The organism is Christensenella timonensis, assembly GCF_900087015.1.
Lineage (GTDB): Bacteria > Bacillota > Clostridia > Christensenellales > Christensenellaceae > Christensenella > Christensenella timonensis.
Genome location: NZ_FLKP01000002.1, coordinates 2180870 through 2195896, shown reverse-complemented (window position 1 = coordinate 2195896; position 15027 = coordinate 2180870). Strand labels below are relative to the sequence as shown.

Here is a 15027-nt window from a genome sequence, read left to right as displayed (position 1 = left end):
TGCCCATGCATCGCACTTCCACGCACGCGGGGATCGGTACCTGTGCCGCCGTTTGCATATCGAATATTTTTCCAAAGTCTGTTATACTACCAATATGGAAATACACGGGAATATACAAGGGATCAGAAACAGCGTGCTTGCGGAAATGGAGCAGCTATACGAACATAAGATGGCGCCGCAGGAATTTGTGTCCGGGGAGCTGCTCTTTCATATGGCGCGTTTCACGCAGGAGCTCAATAAGGAGATATCCGTCTTTTTGTCGCGGGGCGGCAAGGTGATGGACGTTTCCGTCGGCGACAGCGGCAGCGTGAAAATGCCTTATATGCGTGCGCGGCGCAGCTTTTTGGGCCTAAACGGTATCCGCGCCCTGCATACGCATCCAAACGGCAGCCCCATGCTCTCGGATGTGGACATCGGGTCTTTGAAATCCTCAAAATTCGACGCGATGGCGGCGATCTCCGTAAAGGATGGGAGAGCGACGGCGATGACCGTCGGTTTTTTGGGCGATAAGCTGGACGAGGTGGAGATCGCCGGGCCGTTCAGGCCGGGGCGGATCCCGCAGCGCGCACTGATGAACGAGATCGCCCTGGCGACCCAGCGCATCAGTGCGCTGGCCGCGATGAAGGAGACGGGGGAAGAAACGGAGCGCGTGATGCTTTTGGGGCTCAACGCCCCCCCTGCAAGCATGGAAGAGCTGCGGCGGCTGGCGATTACGGCGGGTGCGGAAATCGTCGCCATCAAGACGCAGCAGCGCGAACGCGACCACGCGTATTACATCGGCAAGGGAAAGGCGCGGGACTTATCGCTTATGATCGCGGCGATGGACGTGGACACGGTGATCGTCAACGACGAGCTGACGCCGCTGGAAACGCGGAATTTAGAAGAAATGTTCGGCCTGAAGGTGGTCGACCGTACGACGCTGATCCTCGATATTTTTGCCAGGCGCGCCCGTACGCGCGAAGGCAGGTTGCAGGTGGAGCTGGCGCAGCTCAAATATGCGCTGCCGCGTTTGCAGGGAGAGGGAACGGCGCTTTCGCGCTTAGGCGGCGGGATCGGTACGCGCGGCCCGGGCGAAAAAAAGATCGAGGTAGACAGGCGGCGCATCCGCCGGCGTATTTTCGAGCTGACGCAGGAAGCGGAAAAGATCAGGGAGCAGCGGGAGCTGCGGCGCAACGCCCGCAGGGAAAAGGATGTGGCGGAAGTCGCGCTGGTCGGCTATACCAACGCGGGGAAATCCAGTATCTTAAATTACCTGACAGGCGCGGGCGTACTTGCGGAGGACAAACTGTTTGCAACGCTTGACCCGGTGACGCGCAAGGTCGATTTGGGCGAGGCGGGCGAAGTCGTGTTCACAGATACGGTGGGCTTCATCGAGAAGCTGCCGCACGACCTTGTGAGCGCGTTCCGCTCCACGCTGGAGGAAGTAAGGAACGCGGACGTGCTTTTGTGCGTGACAGATGCTGCGGGAGAGGATGCGTATGCGCAGATGGAAGTGGTGGACGAGGTGCTGCGCTCTTTGGAGGCGGACGACAAGCCGCGCATTACCGTGATGAACAAGAGCGACAAACTGGACGGGGACGTTCCCAAAAACGACGCGCATACGGTGTATGTTTCCGCGCGTACGGGCGCGGGGATGGACGAGCTGCTCGCGCGTGTCGCGTCACTTTTGCAGCCGCAGTTATACAGCTTCTGCGGAAGGATCGGCTATGAGCGCGGCGACCTGCTTGCGCTTGTAAGCAAGCACGGCAAGGATGTGCAGCTGGAATATGAACCGCGGCATATCGCCGTTACGGCAAAGCTGCCAAAGGACATCATCCGGCGCCTGGGCGGGGAAAAAGGACGCGGGCAAAGTTGCGGAAAACCATGATTTTTGATATGATAGAAGGGATAAGGAAAGGCGGAAAACGATGGAATTCAGGGAAGAGCTAAAGCATGGAAAAGTGAGCGCGCTAAAGGGCGTCCTCTGGACGCTCGCTATTGTGGCGGTCATCTTTTTCGGCCTGTTCGCCACAGCGTTCCTGCGTTTTTGGCTGGGCATCAACTGGCCGCAGTTCGTGCTGTACGGCGGCGTGGTGGTGATCGGCTTTTTCCTGATCAAATACCGCATGACGGATTATGTGTACGTCGTGCAAAAGGGCAAGGTATATTTCGGGCGCAAGGTGGGCGCGCGGGAAAAGGAGCTTTTCTCCATGCCTGTGCGCGATATCGCGGCTATGGGGCCGTATGCGGCGATGCAGGGGCGCATTGCGGGCAAAAAGCAGCGCAAATTCACGTTTTGTAAAAAGAGCGAAACGTTTGTGCTGGACGCGGGGGACGTCGCCATCCTTCTGAGCCCGACGCAGGAGCTGAAGGAAAGACTGGAGGACGGGTCATGAACACGCCTATTGTGGATATGCTGCATGAGGTCGCAGGAAAATCCGGGCCGCGTTTCTGTATGCCGGGGCACAAGGGAAAGCCCGGCTTTTTGCCGTCTGAAGTCAATTGTTATGATATCACGGAGCTGCCGGGCGCGGACAACCTGTATATGCCGCAGGGCGCGATCGCAAGGTCGCAGGAGCTGTATGCGGCATCGATCGGCGCGCGCGAAAGCTTCTTTTTGGTGAACGGAAGCTCTGGCGGCATCCATGCCGCGCTGCTGAGCGTGCTCGCGCCGGGGGATAAGGTGATCGCCGCGCGGGATTTCCATTTGAGCGCGGTGAACGCATTTGCGCTTGCGGGCGCAAAACCGGTGTTTGTGCATCCTTCCGCGCAGGATACGCAGCTGCCGTGCGTGGTGAGCGTAGAGGACATAAAGCGTGCGGTCGGCGCGCATCCGGACGCGAAGGCCGTTTACCTGACGTACCCCAACTATTATGGGATGTGCGTGGATTTAAACCGCATTTGCGCGATCGCCCATGACGCGGGGATGCAGGTGGTGTGCGACGCGGCGCACAGCGCGGCGTTCGATTTTTCAGAGTTGCTGCCCGTTTCGCCTGCGGCAGCGGGATGCGATATTTGGGTGGCGAGCTTGCACAAGACGCTCAAAGCGATGAACCAGTGCGCTGTGCTGTGCGTCGGTGAAAATGCAAAGATCGGGCACGAGACAGTGCAGGCGAGGCTGAACATGCTGCAGACCACGAGCCCGTCGTACGTGCTTTTGGGCTCGAGCGACTATGCGCTGGGCTATATGCGCGAGCACGGGAAGGCGGCGCTTGGCATGACGGTCAATCTGGTGGAGGACAATATGCGGCGCTTGGAGGCGCTGGGCGGATACCGCTGCGTTTTGCAGGACGTACCGCGCCTTGCGGGCGCTTTTGACCGGGACGTTCTGAAGCTGGTGATCGATGTGACGGATCGGGGGGTGAGCGGCTTTGCGGCGGCGCGGATATTGCACCAAAACGGGGTCGAGGTGGAAGCGGCGGATATTTCCAACATCGTGCTCATCTGCACGGTCGCGGACGGCGCGGAGGATTTTGACCTGTTGAAGATGGTGTTGAAAAATATCAAGGGTTCCAATTATAATATACGCGCTGGGGAGACGGCGGACGACCTCGCGGCGATATACGGCGCGCAGCCCGCGGCGGATATACGCGAGGCGGTGTTCGCGCAGCGCAGGCGAATGGAGCCGCGGGAAAGCGTGGGCTATATCGCGGCGGCGAGCGTGGGGGCATACCCGCCGGGCGTGCCGGTGATCGTACCTGGGGTTAAGGTCACGGAACGGATGATCGATTATTTGAACCGCTTGAAATACAGCGGCTACCAGCTTTTCGGCATGGACGGCGGCATCGAGGTCGCGTGTTTGTGAGCGGAAGGTAAGCATACAGAAAGGCAGAAAAGACGAGTTGAAGGGTTTATTTATTACGTTCGAGGGCGTGGACGGGTGCGGCAAGAGCACGCAGATGCGCTTTTTATCCGAATACCTGATGGAAAAGGGGATCGCGCCGGTGCTGACGCGCGAGCCGGGCGGGTGCAACATCGCGGAAAAGATACGCGATTTGGTACTGGATATTGAAAACAAGGAAATGTATGACCGGACGGAGGCGCTGCTTTACGCGGCAGCACGTGCGCAGCACGTGGGGGAAGTGGTGGGCCCCGCGGTAGAAAGCGGGAGGGTCGTCCTGTGCGACCGGTTCATCGATTCTTCGCTCGCCTACCAGGGCGTAGGGCGCGGCCTGGGAATCGAAGCGGTGATGGACATCAACTGCTTTGCCATGGGCGATTGCATGCCTGACAAGACCTTTTTCCTGGATTTCCCGCCGCACCTGGCCTTTGAGCGCATGAGCAAAAAGCGTGTGCACGACAGGCTGGAAACGCAGGAGGAGGAGTTTTATATCCTGCTTTACAACGGCTTTGTAAAGCTTGCGGAGATGTATCCCGAGCGGATCGTCCGCATCGACGCCTCGGGCAATAAGTTCGAGACGCAGGAGATCGTACGGGCAAAGATGGACGAAATTTTGAAGGAACGCGGCTTTTTTGTATGAACGAAGTATTTGAGAACGCAATCAAAACGGGAAAGATTGCGGGGGCATACCTGATCGCGGGGGCGTCGGCGCAGACGACGCTCGCGGAGATCGACGACTTCCTGATGCATGTATACTGCCGGACGCACAGCGCCTGCGGGACATGCCCGGGGTGCCTTAAGTATGCGCATAAAAACCATGCCGACGTGACGTATATCGAAGCAAAGGGCAGCATCAAGATCGACGATGTGCGCGCTGTCCCGGCGGAGGTTGCAAACAAGGCCTACGAGGGCGGCTATAAGGCGGTGGTGATCGCGCAGGCGGACACCATGACGCCGCAGGCGCAGAACGCTCTTTTGAAAGTGGTGGAGGAACCGCCGGAAAATACCGTATTCGTGATGGGGGCGCAAAATATCAAAAACATATTGCCTACCATATTGTCGCGGTGTATAATTTTAAAGACGCCGTTATCGAAAGAAGCGGCGGAAGAAAAGCTTAGGGAAGGGCAAAAACTGCCGACCCTGAAAGCGCGCGTACTCTCGGACGCGGCGGGTGGGGATTACCATCTGGCGCTTGCGTTTTTGCAGGATGGTTTTTTCGACGTGCGCGACGACATGATATTGGCCATCAATCGTCTGTGGACGGCAAAAAATATGGCGACGAGCGCGACGCTTGCCCTTTTCTTAAAGCATGAAACGGCAATATCGTTGTGCCTTGACGTGGCGCTGCGTTACATTGCGGATGTGCTGGTCTATAAGCATACCGGCGATGCGGGGCATATCGTCAACCAGGACAAGCTGCCAGAGATCGCGCAGCACGCACGCCTGAGCGACTACGTTCTGGTCAACACACAGGAAAAAATTTATGATTGCGTGGTAAAGCGCGCCCAGTGTGCGGGGCTCAATACGAAGCTCGCGCTGGAGAGCATGCTTTTTCATATATTGGAGGTAATTTTATGAGTTCAGTAATAGGAGTGCGATTCTCCGAAGTCGGGAAGATCTATTATTTCGATCCCGGCGACCTTGAGATAGAATCAGGCGATAAAGTGGTGGTGGAAACGGCACGCGGCGTCGAGTTTGGCGAAGTGGTGCTTTCCCCGCGGGAAATGACGGAAAAAGAGATCGGCAGGCCGCTGAAAAAAGTAGTCAGGAAAGCGGACGAAAAGGATTTCAGGAAGCTGGAAAAGAACAGGAAAAAGGAAAAAGAAGCGTTTGATATCTGCATGGAAAAGATAGCCAAGCACAAGATGCAGATGAAGCTGATCGACGTGGAGTATACCTTTGACGGAAGCAAGATCATTTTCTACTTTACGGCGGAAGGCCGCGTCGATTTCCGCGAGCTGGTCAAAGACCTGGCTTCAATCTTCAAAACGCGCATCGAGCTCCGGCAGATCGGCGTGCGCGACGAAGCCAAGAAGGTAGGCGGGCTGGGGCCGTGCGGGCGGCCGTGCTGCTGCAGCGCTTTTTTGGGGGACTTCCAGCCGGTATCCATCAAAATGGCCAAGGAACAGAGCCTGTCGCTGTCGCCGACCAAGATCAGCGGGCTGTGCGGGCGGCTGATGTGCTGCCTCAACTACGAGCAGGAGCATTACCACCAGATGCGCAAGAAGCTGCCGCGCGTGGGCGCGATGGTGACAACGTGCGACGGTGAAGCGTGCGTGGTCGATACGAACGCGCTGACCGAAAAAGTACGCGCCAAGCGCATATTGCCTGACGGCACGTTCGAGCTCAATGAATACGACCTTGCGGACATCAAGGTAAGCAGGAATAAGCAGGCGGGAGGCAAGGCGCGCCCCGAAGAAGAAGCCGTGATCGACGAGGAAATGAAAAAGCTGCTGAAAGACTAAAAAAGTGTTGCTTTTTTGCGATGAAATGTTAGAATAAGAGTGTTAATAATTATGGAGGTGAGCGAACATGGCATATAAAATTTCTGAAGGCTGCATTTCCTGCGGCGCTTGCGCGGCGGATTGCCCGGTTGACGCGATTTCCGATGGCGGCGAACGCTATGTGATCGATGCGGATACGTGCATCGACTGCGGCGCATGTGCTTCTACATGCCCGGTTGAAGCGATTTCCGAGGCGTAATCGAGGTCACAAAACGAGTAATGAAGAAATCTGCCCAAAAGCAGGTTTCTTTTTTATTGCCCGCGCGCGGCATGCTTTATGGTATAATAGGCGCATGGAACGAATCGACGATTTACAGCTGAAGGGGCTCCGGATCATACAGGACAGCGAGCTTTTCTGCTTTGGCACGGATGCGGTGCTGCTGGCGGATTTTGCTTCGCCCAAAAAAGGCGCGCGCATCGCAGACCTTGGCACGGGCACCGGGATATTGCCGCTGCTTTTGTACGGCAGGCAGCCGGATATCACGGTAGACGCCATCGAGATACAGGAAAAGCTGGCGGCGACCGCGCAAAGGAGCGTGGAATTAAATGGACTTGAGGGGCGTATCCGCATTGTGCAGGGGGATTTGAGGGACGCGCACCGGCTTCTTGGCAGCGATTATGACATGGTGGTCGTGAACCCGCCGTATGACAAGGCTACGGCAGCGATCCCGAGCATGGACGAGAGCCACCAGGCCGCAAGGTTTGAAACGAAGGTCACATGGGAAGAAATCTGTAAGGCGGCGGGCCGGCTGCTCCGCCCGGGCGGTAAGCTGTGCCTTATACACCGCGTATCGCGGATGGCGGAGATATTTGAAACGCTGCGCGCATGCAGGCTGGAGCCAAAGGAAATGCGGCTGATACACAGCCGCCTTGGAAGCGAGGCGGTATGTATGCTTTTAAGCGCGGCAAAGGACGGGCGGCCATCCCTTAAGGCGCTGCCGCCGCTCGTCGTACACGAAGCGGACGGGAGCGAAACAGCGGAGGTCAGGAAGATATACCACAGGAACGGGGAAGAATAGGCATGGGCGGAAAATTATCCATTGTAGCAACGCCGATCGGCAATCTGGGCGATATCACGCTGCGCGCGCTCAAGACGCTTGAGCAGGCGGATCTTGTCGCGGCGGAGGATACGCGCCATACGGTCAAGCTTTTGAACCATTTTGAGATCAAAAAAAAACTGGTGAGCTTCCATGAATACAGCAATGAAGCGCGCTATGGCGAGCTGGTCGGGGCGCTGCGCGAGGGAAAGCACATCGCGCTGGTATCGGATGCGGGAACGCCGGTGATTTCCGACCCGGGATATGGGCTTGTCAAAAGGTGTGTGGAAGAAGGGATCGAGGTGGAAAGCCTGCCGGGCGCGTGTGCGGCGGTCACGGCGGTGACGTTGTGCGGAATGGATTGTTCGCGGTTTTCCTTTTATGGATTTTTGAACACCAAGTCCGGGGTGCGCAAAAAGGAGCTGGGGGAGATACGGGACGCAGGCAAGCCGTGCGTTATATACGAAAGCCCCAACCGTATCGTAAAGACGTTAAAGGACATCTGCGAGGTATGCGGCAAGGACGTGCGGGTTTGCGCCTGCCGCGAGCTGACGAAGGTATATGAAGAGGTCGTGCGGGGCACGGCAAAGGAAGTCCTCGACGTGTTCGCCGACCGGGAGGCGGTGAAGGGCGAGTTTGTGTTGGTGGTGGGCGCGGCGCGGCATGTGCGGGAAGCGAGCGAAGAAGAGATCGTGCGCGCATTACAGGAGAGCCTTGCGCGCGGGATGACAAAAAAAGACGCCGCAGCTTATGTTGCGGCGCTTTTGGGCGTTCCAAAAAACAGAACGTACCAGATCCTCCTGGATTTATAGGAAAATACGGCTATTTTACCTGCTCCTGCATTTCTTCGATGCAGTGCGAGCATACGTTCCGCCCTTTGTAGACCTTTACGTCTTCCATACTGTCGCAGAAAATACAAGCGGGCTGATATTTTTTGAGTAAAATATAGTCGCCATCCACGAAAATTTCGACAGGGTCTTTGCAGTTGAAACCAAGTACTCGGCGCAGTTCAATGGGGAGTACGACTCTGCCGAGGGAGTCGAGTGGCCTTACGATTCCTGTAGATTTCATGTGTTTTACCTCCTATAACGAACGTGTTCATCTTAACAAATAAACAGGTTTTCGTCAATGTAAGTCTATGGTGGTTATGGGAAGGAAACCCTGTAAAAAAATGGCGGTTTTATCAAGAATTTGACGGTTATGAAATTGCTTTACAGAGCCAAAAATTTAATATATTAAATTGATTTTACTTGTATTTGCACGGGAAATGGTGTAGAGTGTTATATCATACTGACACACATAAGTTTATTGCGAGAGGGTAACATGAAAATAATTTGTTCAGCAGTATTCAGCGACCTGCCGCGGCAGGAGCTGCAGGACAGGACGGCAGTCATGATCGATGCGCTGCGTGCGTCCGCCACGATCATCACGGCGATCTCCAACAAATGCGACAGGATCGTGCCCACGGAAGAGGCGAACGAGGCGGCTGCGATTAAAAAGATATCGGAAGGCAACGTCCTTTTGTGCGGTGAGATCGCGGCACAGAAGGTGAGCGGTTTTGATTTGGGCAATTCCCCCTTGGAATTCACAGAGGACGTGGTTGCGGAAAAGATCATTATTTTCTCGACGACCAACGGGACGGTGGCCATCAAGTCCATGGCCGCGGCGGAGGATGTATTGATCGGTTCGTTCATCAACGCGGAAGCGGTCGCGAAAAAGGCGCGCAGCCTGGAAAACGACATCGTACTGGTATGCGCCGGAACGAAGGGCAAATTCTCGACAGACGATATGCTGGCGATGGGCTGTATCATCGACCGCCTGCTCCGGATCGACGAAACGCTGGAAACGGACGATATGGGCAAGGTTGCCCTAAAGCTTTACCATGACGCGAACCACGACATCCTGTCCGCGCTTGAGGGAAGCACGCATTTTGAGTATTTGAAGCAATTGAAGCTTTATGATGACCTGGAATATTGCACGCGCGAAGATACGCTGGGCGTGGTTCCGGTCTATCAGGAGGGCGTTATCATAAAAGGATAACCGGAGGAATAAAAGGACGTGGCGTACGCTGCGTTTTTTTATGCGGAAATATTTGTATTACATAAGATAGTACACTTCTGGAAAGCGCATAACAGAAAGCTTTTTTGACACGCTATTGAAAACATGGATATAAAAATATATAATGTTACCTATGTACAATATGCGCGCGCTTCCCTGCTTTGGCCGCCGGAAACGGCTATAGCAGGGCGTGTGGCGACGAAAAGGAGCACAGACAAGTATGAGTGAAAAATTTTACATCACGACGCCGATCTATTATCCGAGCGACAAGCTGCACATCGGCCATGCGTATTGCACGACCGCGGCAGATTCGATCGCGCGCTTCAAGCGCCAGACGGGCTATGACGTCATGTTCCTCACGGGGACGGACGAGCACGGCCAGAAGATCGAGAAGATCGCCATGGAAAAGGGGATGTCCCCCAAAGAATATGTGGACGGCATCGTGGCGCAGATCAAGGCGCTGTGGGAGCTGATGAACATCACGAACGATGATTTTATCCGTACCACGGACAAACGCCATGAGCAATGCGTACAGAAAATTTTTCAGAAGCTCTACGACCAGGGCGATATCTATAAAAGCGAATACGAGAGCTGGTATTGCACGCCGTGCGAGGCATTCTGGACGGATACGCAGCTCATAGACGGGAAATGCCCGGACTGCGGGCGGCCCGTGCAGCGCGTCAAGGAGGAAAGCTATTTCTTCCGTGCGTCAAAGTATGCGGACAAGCTGATACAGCACATCAAAGACAACCCGGAGTTCATCCAGCCTGAATCGCGCAAAAATGAGATGCTCAACAACTTTTTGCTGCCCGGGCTTGAAGATTTATGCGTATCGCGCTCGTCCTTCCGGTGGGGCATACCCGTTCCCTTTGACAAGGACCACGTGATGTATGTATGGATCGATGCGCTTTCCAACTATATTTCGGCGCTCGGCTATTTATCGGACGACGACAGTATGTTCCGGAAATATTGGCCGGCAGACCTGCATTTGGTGGGCAAGGAGATCGTGCGCTTCCATACGATCACATGGCCGACGATTTTGATGGCGCTCGGCCTGCCGCTGCCAAAGCGCGTGTACGGACACGGCTGGCTCACGCTGCAGGGCGGGAAGATGAGCAAGAGCCGCGGCAACGTGGTCGACCCGGTCGTATTGGTCGGGCGGTACGGCGTGGACGCGATCCGCTACTTCCTCATGCGCGAGGCGCCGCTCGGAAGCGACCTGATGTTTTCCAACGAGCTGCTGCTTACGCGTATCAACGCAGACCTTGCGAACGACCTTGGGAACCTGCTTTCGCGCACGGTCGCGATGGTCGACAAATACTTCGGCGGGGAGATTCCCGCTGCGGGAGAGGCCGAAAAAGACGACCGCAAGCTGATCGATTTTGCAAGCGGGCTGCCCGGGCGGTTTGAAGCGCTGATGAACGAATGGAAGGTGTCCGAAGCACTGGGCGAGACGTGGCAGTATGTGGGCATGCTCAATAAATATATTGACGTTACCATGCCGTGGGCGCTTGCAAAGGACGAGGGGAAAAAACCGCGGCTTGCGAGCGTGATGTACCACCTGGCGGAGGGGCTGCGCATTATTTCCGTGCTGATCGAGAGCGTGATGCCCGAAACAGCGGTTAAGATGCGCGAACAATTGGGTATTGATAATTGTGGGCCCCTTAGTTGTTGGGACAGCATTTTGGAATACGGGCAGCTGCGCGCGGGGATCAATGTCATGAAGGGCGCGCCCATCTTCCCGCGTATCGAGGTAGATAAGGAGCTTGCGGAGCTGGATAAACTGATGGCGGCGGCGCAGGAGCCGCCCAAAGAGGAAAAGAAGCAGGAAGGGCCGCAGCAGATCACGATCGACGACTTTAAGAAGGTGCAGCTTAAGACCGCAAAGGTCATCCATTGCGAAAACCTGGAAGGGTCTGACAAGCTGCTTAAGCTGACGGTCAAGTGCGGCGGCGAGCGCAGGACGATCGTTTCGGGGATACGCGAAAGCTTTTGCGCGCAGGATATGGTCGGCAAGACGGTGGTGATCGTGGCGAACTTAAAGCCCGCAAAGCTGCGCGGCACGCTTTCAGAGGGGATGATCCTCGCCGTGGGCGATAACCCGGATATCGCACTTGTGACGGCTGACAGTGAGGATGGGTTGACCGTTGGATAATGGAATGAAATTGTTCGATACACATGTACACCTTCTGAGCGGGCATTTTGACGAGGACAGGGAAACGCTCATCGCAAGGCTCGCGGGGCAGGGGATCGAATATGTCGTGGAAAGCTCGCCGGACATTGCGGACAGCATCCGTGCCGCGGGGCTCGCAAAGGAGCACCACAGCGTCTATGCGGCGGTGGGCGTGCATCCGCACAGCGCGTCGGAGTGGGACGAAGCTGCCAAAGATGTGCTGCGTTCCCTAAGCAAAGAAGAAAAGGTGGTCGCGATCGGCGAGATCGGGCTCGATTACCACTACGATTTTTCCCCGCGGGATACGCAGAAACGGGCATTTTCCGAGCAGGTTAAGCTGGCGATGGAGCTTGGCCTGCCCATCGTGGTGCACAGCAGGGAAGCGACGCTTGACACACTGGCTATCTTAAAGCAATACCCGGGCGTGCGCGGGGAGCTGCACTGTTTTTCCGGCAGCGCGCAGACGGCGGAGGAGCTTGTGAAAATGGGCTTTTACATCGCCTTTGGCGGGGCGCTTACCTTTAAGAACGCACGCAAGACGATCGAGGCGGCGCAGGCCGTGCCCATGGAGCGGCTGCTGCTTGAAACGGATTGCCCGTACATGACGCCGGTACCGCTGCGCGGGAAACGCAACGAGCCTGCCTATGTACGCTATGTGGCGGAAAAGATGGCGGAGGTAAGGCAGCTGCCCGTAGAAGAGGTCGCACGGATCACCCTGGAAAACGGGAAGCGGTTTTTCGGGATAGAATAACGGACGCGCGAGGGCGCGTGGAATGGAAGCGAATTTGGATACATATGTTTATAAGCTAGGCGACGTCAATTATATCAATTTGACGAACAGGTGCACGAACGACTGTGAATTTTGCCTGCGCAGGACGGGCGACGGCGTTGCCGGATACGACCTGTGGCTCAAACAAGAGCCCACGGCGGGCGATATCATAAAGCAGCTGGAAAAGGACAAGACGGACGTCGTTTTCTGCGGTTACGGCGAACCAACCATCCGCATAGACGAATTAAAAGAGGTGGCGGCGTACGTCAAAAATTACGGCGGTCATACGCGCCTCAATACCAACGGGCACGCGAGCGCCTTTCACGGCAGGGACATCGCACAGGAGCTGGCGGGACTGATCGACGAGGTGTCCATCAGCCTAAACGAGGCGGATGCGCGCAAGTATGAAGCGGTGGTACACAGCCGCTATGGAGAGGACGGGTTCCGTTATATGCTCGATTTTGCACGGGACTGCGTGAAATACGGCATACACACGACGCTTTCGGTGGTGGATGTGATCAGCCCGGAGGATATCGAGACGTGCCGCAGGATCGCGCAGGACGTGGGCGCGCACTTCAGGGTGCGGCACTATATTTCGTAGAAAGTAAAAGAGGCTGCAGCGTCGCAGCCTCTTTTTTATACTGTTTTTATGCTACGGGCTCTTTGACGGGCGCGCGGCGCGTTAATAGCCAGCCCAAAAAGAGGAAGAGGACGGCTGCGAGCGCGAAGAACAGGGCGGCGTTGAGGGTTTGGGTCATCCAATCGCCAAAGGAGATAAGCGCTTTCGTAATGGGATAGAGTGGATTCCCAAGATCATAACCAAAACTAAAAACGTTGGCGAAAAATATGATCAAGCCGGCCGGCACGCCGATGGAAACGGCTACCCTTGCCGGGTTGTTCATCCGGTAGTATGCGCCCGCGATGAAGTAGCCGAGCGCGGCGATACACAGGTAGACCATGGCAAAGAACAGGAGCAGCACGAAGAAGGAGCCGGAAAACTGCGAGCTTGCGCCGGACACCCCGAAAAAGCCGGGGATCGCGTCGAACAGGATGCTGAGAAGCGCAGTTACCGCGGAGGCTACCAGGGCAAACAGCAGGAAGCTTAGAAAATGCGTACGGCGGGAAACGCCGTTGGCAAGGGCCAGACGCAGGTTTTCGGCAAAGCTCGCCAGGCCTAAGATCAGCAAAAAGACCACCGCGATGGGCAGGGTCGCCATGTTGAAGCGCCCCATCGCGGGACTGTCGGAGTTGATGGTCACACCCACCACGCTGACCCCGCTGTCGGCGGCTATTTGCGTACCGGAGACAAACAGGATGGAGCCTGCGAGTGTGGCTGCCGCTACGATCAGGTAAAATACCAGGAAAGCGAGGCGGTTGGATTTGTATTGCCAAAAAAACATTTCTTTCAGTCTCATGTTGACGTCCGTCCTTTCTTATGCGTTGGTCAGGTGGATAAAGAGCTGCTGGAGGTCGAGCGGCGTAACCGCCAGTGCGGGGGGGACGTCCGTGCGTTCGCCGAGGATATGGGCAAGCATCAGCCCGCCTAATTCCTGCGTACCGAGGATGTTTTTGCCCTCGCACCACGCGCGCACCGCGTCCCTTTGACCGGAAACGGTAAAGCCCATCCTCTGGATATCCTCGGTTTCCCGGTCAAGGAGGATTCCGCCGTCTTTGATGATGATAACGCGGTCGATGATGCCCGCTACTTCCTCGATCAGGTGGGTGGAGAGGATAACCGTACAGGGATTCTGTGCATAGCGTGTCAAAAGCTCGTCGTAAAAAAGCTGCCTGTGGTTCGCGTCAAGGCCCAGTACCGGCTCGTCGAACAGCAGGTATTTGGCGCCCGACGCCAGCGTCAGGATCAGTTTGAAAATGGAGCGGTAACCCGTTGAGAGCTTGCCCGATTTTTTCCTGGGGTCGAGGGAAAACTTTTGCGCCAGCATATAGGCGTAATCCATGTCAAAGCCGGGATAAAAAAGCTTTGTCCATTCAAAGATGCGCCGCACGGGGATGGAAGGGTCGTAAAGCGTATCTTCGCTCATGTAGGAAACGAGGGACAGCGCCTTGTCGTTTTCCATGACCGGCATACCGTCCGCGTAAATGAAGCCCCCGGTGGGGAACAGGCGGTTGGTCACAAGGTTTAAAAGGGTGGATTTGCCCGCGCCGTTGCGCCCGAGCAGTCCGTAGATGTGGTTTTCTTCAAAGGAAAGGTTCACGCGGTCGAGCGCCGTTAAGTCCCTGAACTTTTTGGTCACGTTTTTCAGTTCGATCATTTTTTTGCCCCTTTCGCGATCATATCGATCAATTCTTCAGGGCTGATGCCCAATTTTTCCGCTTCGTTTAGCAGGCTTAAGACGAAATCCTCGTAAAAGGATTGCTGCCGCTTTTTACGGATGGCCTGCGCGGCCCCCTGTTTTACAAACATACCGACACCTCGTTTCTTGTATAAGATACCGTCGTCCACCAGCAGCGCCATGCCTTTTAAAACGGTGGCGGGGTTGATATGGTAGAGCGTTGAAATCTCTGTTGTGGAGGGTACCTGCGTTTCTTCGCCGAATGCACCGGAGAGGATGGAGTCTTCGATCTGCGCGGATATCTGCAAGTAGATAGGGGTTTCGCTTTCAAAATCGATCTTCATTTCGTCCTCCTTAGCATAATTGGTTCGT

At 55.8% G+C, this 15027-nt stretch carries 17 protein-coding genes; 13 read left to right on the top strand and 4 right to left on the bottom strand.

All coding sequences use genetic code 11. From position 1 onward, the window contains the following. The first annotated feature begins 52 nt into the window (after nucleotides 1-52). The 9 genes from hflX to rsmI all read left to right on the top strand — a co-directional run bounded on the left by hflX (nucleotide 53) and on the right by rsmI (nucleotide 8173). Nucleotides 53-1867 (top strand): GTPase HflX, encoded by a 1815-nt coding sequence (hflX, locus tag BN6471_RS11840; protein ID WP_082903472.1) that lies wholly within the window; start codon nucleotides 53-55, stop codon nucleotides 1865-1867. A gap of 40 nt (nucleotides 1868-1907) precedes the next feature. After that, nucleotides 1908-2375 (top strand): hypothetical protein, encoded by a 468-nt coding sequence (locus tag BN6471_RS11835; RefSeq protein ID WP_066649383.1) that lies wholly within the window; start codon nucleotides 1908-1910, stop codon nucleotides 2373-2375. Continuing rightward, complete coding sequence (locus BN6471_RS11830) at nucleotides 2372-3784, top strand: aminotransferase class I/II-fold pyridoxal phosphate-dependent enzyme (RefSeq protein ID WP_066649382.1); 1413 nt, start codon at nucleotides 2372-2374, stop codon at nucleotides 3782-3784. The genes BN6471_RS11835 and BN6471_RS11830 overlap by 4 nt, the downstream gene beginning before the upstream one ends. Before the next feature lie 37 nt (nucleotides 3785-3821). Next, nucleotides 3822-4460, top strand: coding sequence for a dTMP kinase (gene tmk / locus BN6471_RS11825; protein WP_066649379.1), 639 nt, complete (start codon nucleotides 3822-3824; stop codon nucleotides 4458-4460). Further along, nucleotides 4457-5398 carry a DNA polymerase III subunit gene (locus tag BN6471_RS11820; protein ID WP_066649370.1) on the top strand — a complete coding sequence of 314 codons (942 nt, stop codon included), beginning with the start codon at nucleotides 4457-4459 and terminating at the stop codon, nucleotides 5396-5398. The genes tmk and BN6471_RS11820 overlap by 4 nt, the downstream gene beginning before the upstream one ends. Continuing rightward, a complete protein-coding gene (locus tag BN6471_RS11815; RefSeq protein WP_066649367.1) occupies nucleotides 5395-6285 on the top strand; it encodes a PSP1 domain-containing protein in 891 nt (296 codons plus the stop codon). Before BN6471_RS11820 ends, BN6471_RS11815 begins: the two co-directional genes overlap by 4 nt. A 67-nt stretch (nucleotides 6286-6352) precedes the next feature. Next, nucleotides 6353-6523: a DUF362 domain-containing protein gene (locus tag BN6471_RS11810; protein ID WP_066649364.1), complete on the top strand. Its 171-nt coding sequence runs from the start codon at nucleotides 6353-6355 to the stop codon at nucleotides 6521-6523. A gap of 94 nt (nucleotides 6524-6617) precedes the next feature. Beyond that, a complete protein-coding gene (locus tag BN6471_RS11805; protein WP_066649362.1) occupies nucleotides 6618-7343 on the top strand; it encodes a tRNA1(Val) (adenine(37)-N6)-methyltransferase in 726 nt (241 codons plus the stop codon). Nucleotides 7344-7345: 2 nt separating this feature from the next. After that, on the top strand, nucleotides 7346-8173 hold the full coding sequence (rsmI, locus tag BN6471_RS11800; protein WP_066649356.1) for a 16S rRNA (cytidine(1402)-2'-O)-methyltransferase: 828 nt from the start codon (nucleotides 7346-7348) through the stop codon (nucleotides 8171-8173). Between the two features lie 10 nt (nucleotides 8174-8183). Here the strand turns inward: rsmI and BN6471_RS11795 are convergent, their stop codons facing one another. Then, nucleotides 8184-8432 (bottom strand): AbrB/MazE/SpoVT family DNA-binding domain-containing protein, encoded by a 249-nt coding sequence (locus BN6471_RS11795; protein WP_066649354.1) that lies wholly within the window; start codon nucleotides 8430-8432, stop codon nucleotides 8184-8186. Nucleotides 8433-8684: 252 nt separating this feature from the next. Here BN6471_RS11795 and BN6471_RS11790 point away from each other — a divergent pair, with 252 nt between their 5' ends. The 4 genes from BN6471_RS11790 (at nucleotide 8685) to BN6471_RS11775 (ending at nucleotide 12962) form a co-directional block, all read left to right on the top strand. After that, nucleotides 8685-9401 (top strand): 2-phosphosulfolactate phosphatase, encoded by a 717-nt coding sequence (locus BN6471_RS11790; RefSeq protein WP_066649351.1) that lies wholly within the window; start codon nucleotides 8685-8687, stop codon nucleotides 9399-9401. A gap of 238 nt (nucleotides 9402-9639) precedes the next feature. Beyond that, nucleotides 9640-11574 (top strand): methionine--tRNA ligase, encoded by a 1935-nt coding sequence (metG, locus tag BN6471_RS11785; protein ID WP_066649348.1) that lies wholly within the window; start codon nucleotides 9640-9642, stop codon nucleotides 11572-11574. Between the two features lie 4 nt (nucleotides 11575-11578). Beyond that, on the top strand, nucleotides 11579-12343 hold the full coding sequence (locus BN6471_RS11780) for a TatD family hydrolase (RefSeq protein ID WP_066650133.1): 765 nt from the start codon (nucleotides 11579-11581) through the stop codon (nucleotides 12341-12343). Nucleotides 12344-12365: 22 nt separating this feature from the next. Further along, the gene (locus tag BN6471_RS11775; protein WP_066649345.1) at nucleotides 12366-12962 is read left to right on the top strand and encodes a TatD family nuclease-associated radical SAM protein; all 597 of its coding nucleotides are present in this window, start codon (nucleotides 12366-12368) and stop codon (nucleotides 12960-12962) included. A gap of 46 nt (nucleotides 12963-13008) precedes the next feature. Here the strand turns inward: BN6471_RS11775 and BN6471_RS11770 are convergent, their stop codons facing one another. Genes BN6471_RS11770 through BN6471_RS11760 form a run of 3 tightly spaced genes read right to left on the bottom strand, consistent with a single transcriptional unit; the run spans nucleotide 13009 to nucleotide 14999 of the window. Next, nucleotides 13009-13776, bottom strand: coding sequence for a hypothetical protein (locus tag BN6471_RS11770; RefSeq protein ID WP_147554028.1), 768 nt, complete (start codon nucleotides 13774-13776; stop codon nucleotides 13009-13011). 18 nt (nucleotides 13777-13794) lie between these two features. Continuing rightward, nucleotides 13795-14634: an ATP-binding cassette domain-containing protein gene (locus tag BN6471_RS11765; protein ID WP_066649340.1), complete on the bottom strand. Its 840-nt coding sequence runs from the start codon at nucleotides 14632-14634 to the stop codon at nucleotides 13795-13797. Continuing rightward, a complete protein-coding gene (locus tag BN6471_RS11760) occupies nucleotides 14631-14999 on the bottom strand; it encodes a GntR family transcriptional regulator (protein ID WP_066649338.1) in 369 nt (122 codons plus the stop codon). Before BN6471_RS11760 ends, BN6471_RS11765 begins: the two co-directional genes overlap by 4 nt. Nucleotides 15000-15027: the final 28 nt, after the last annotated feature.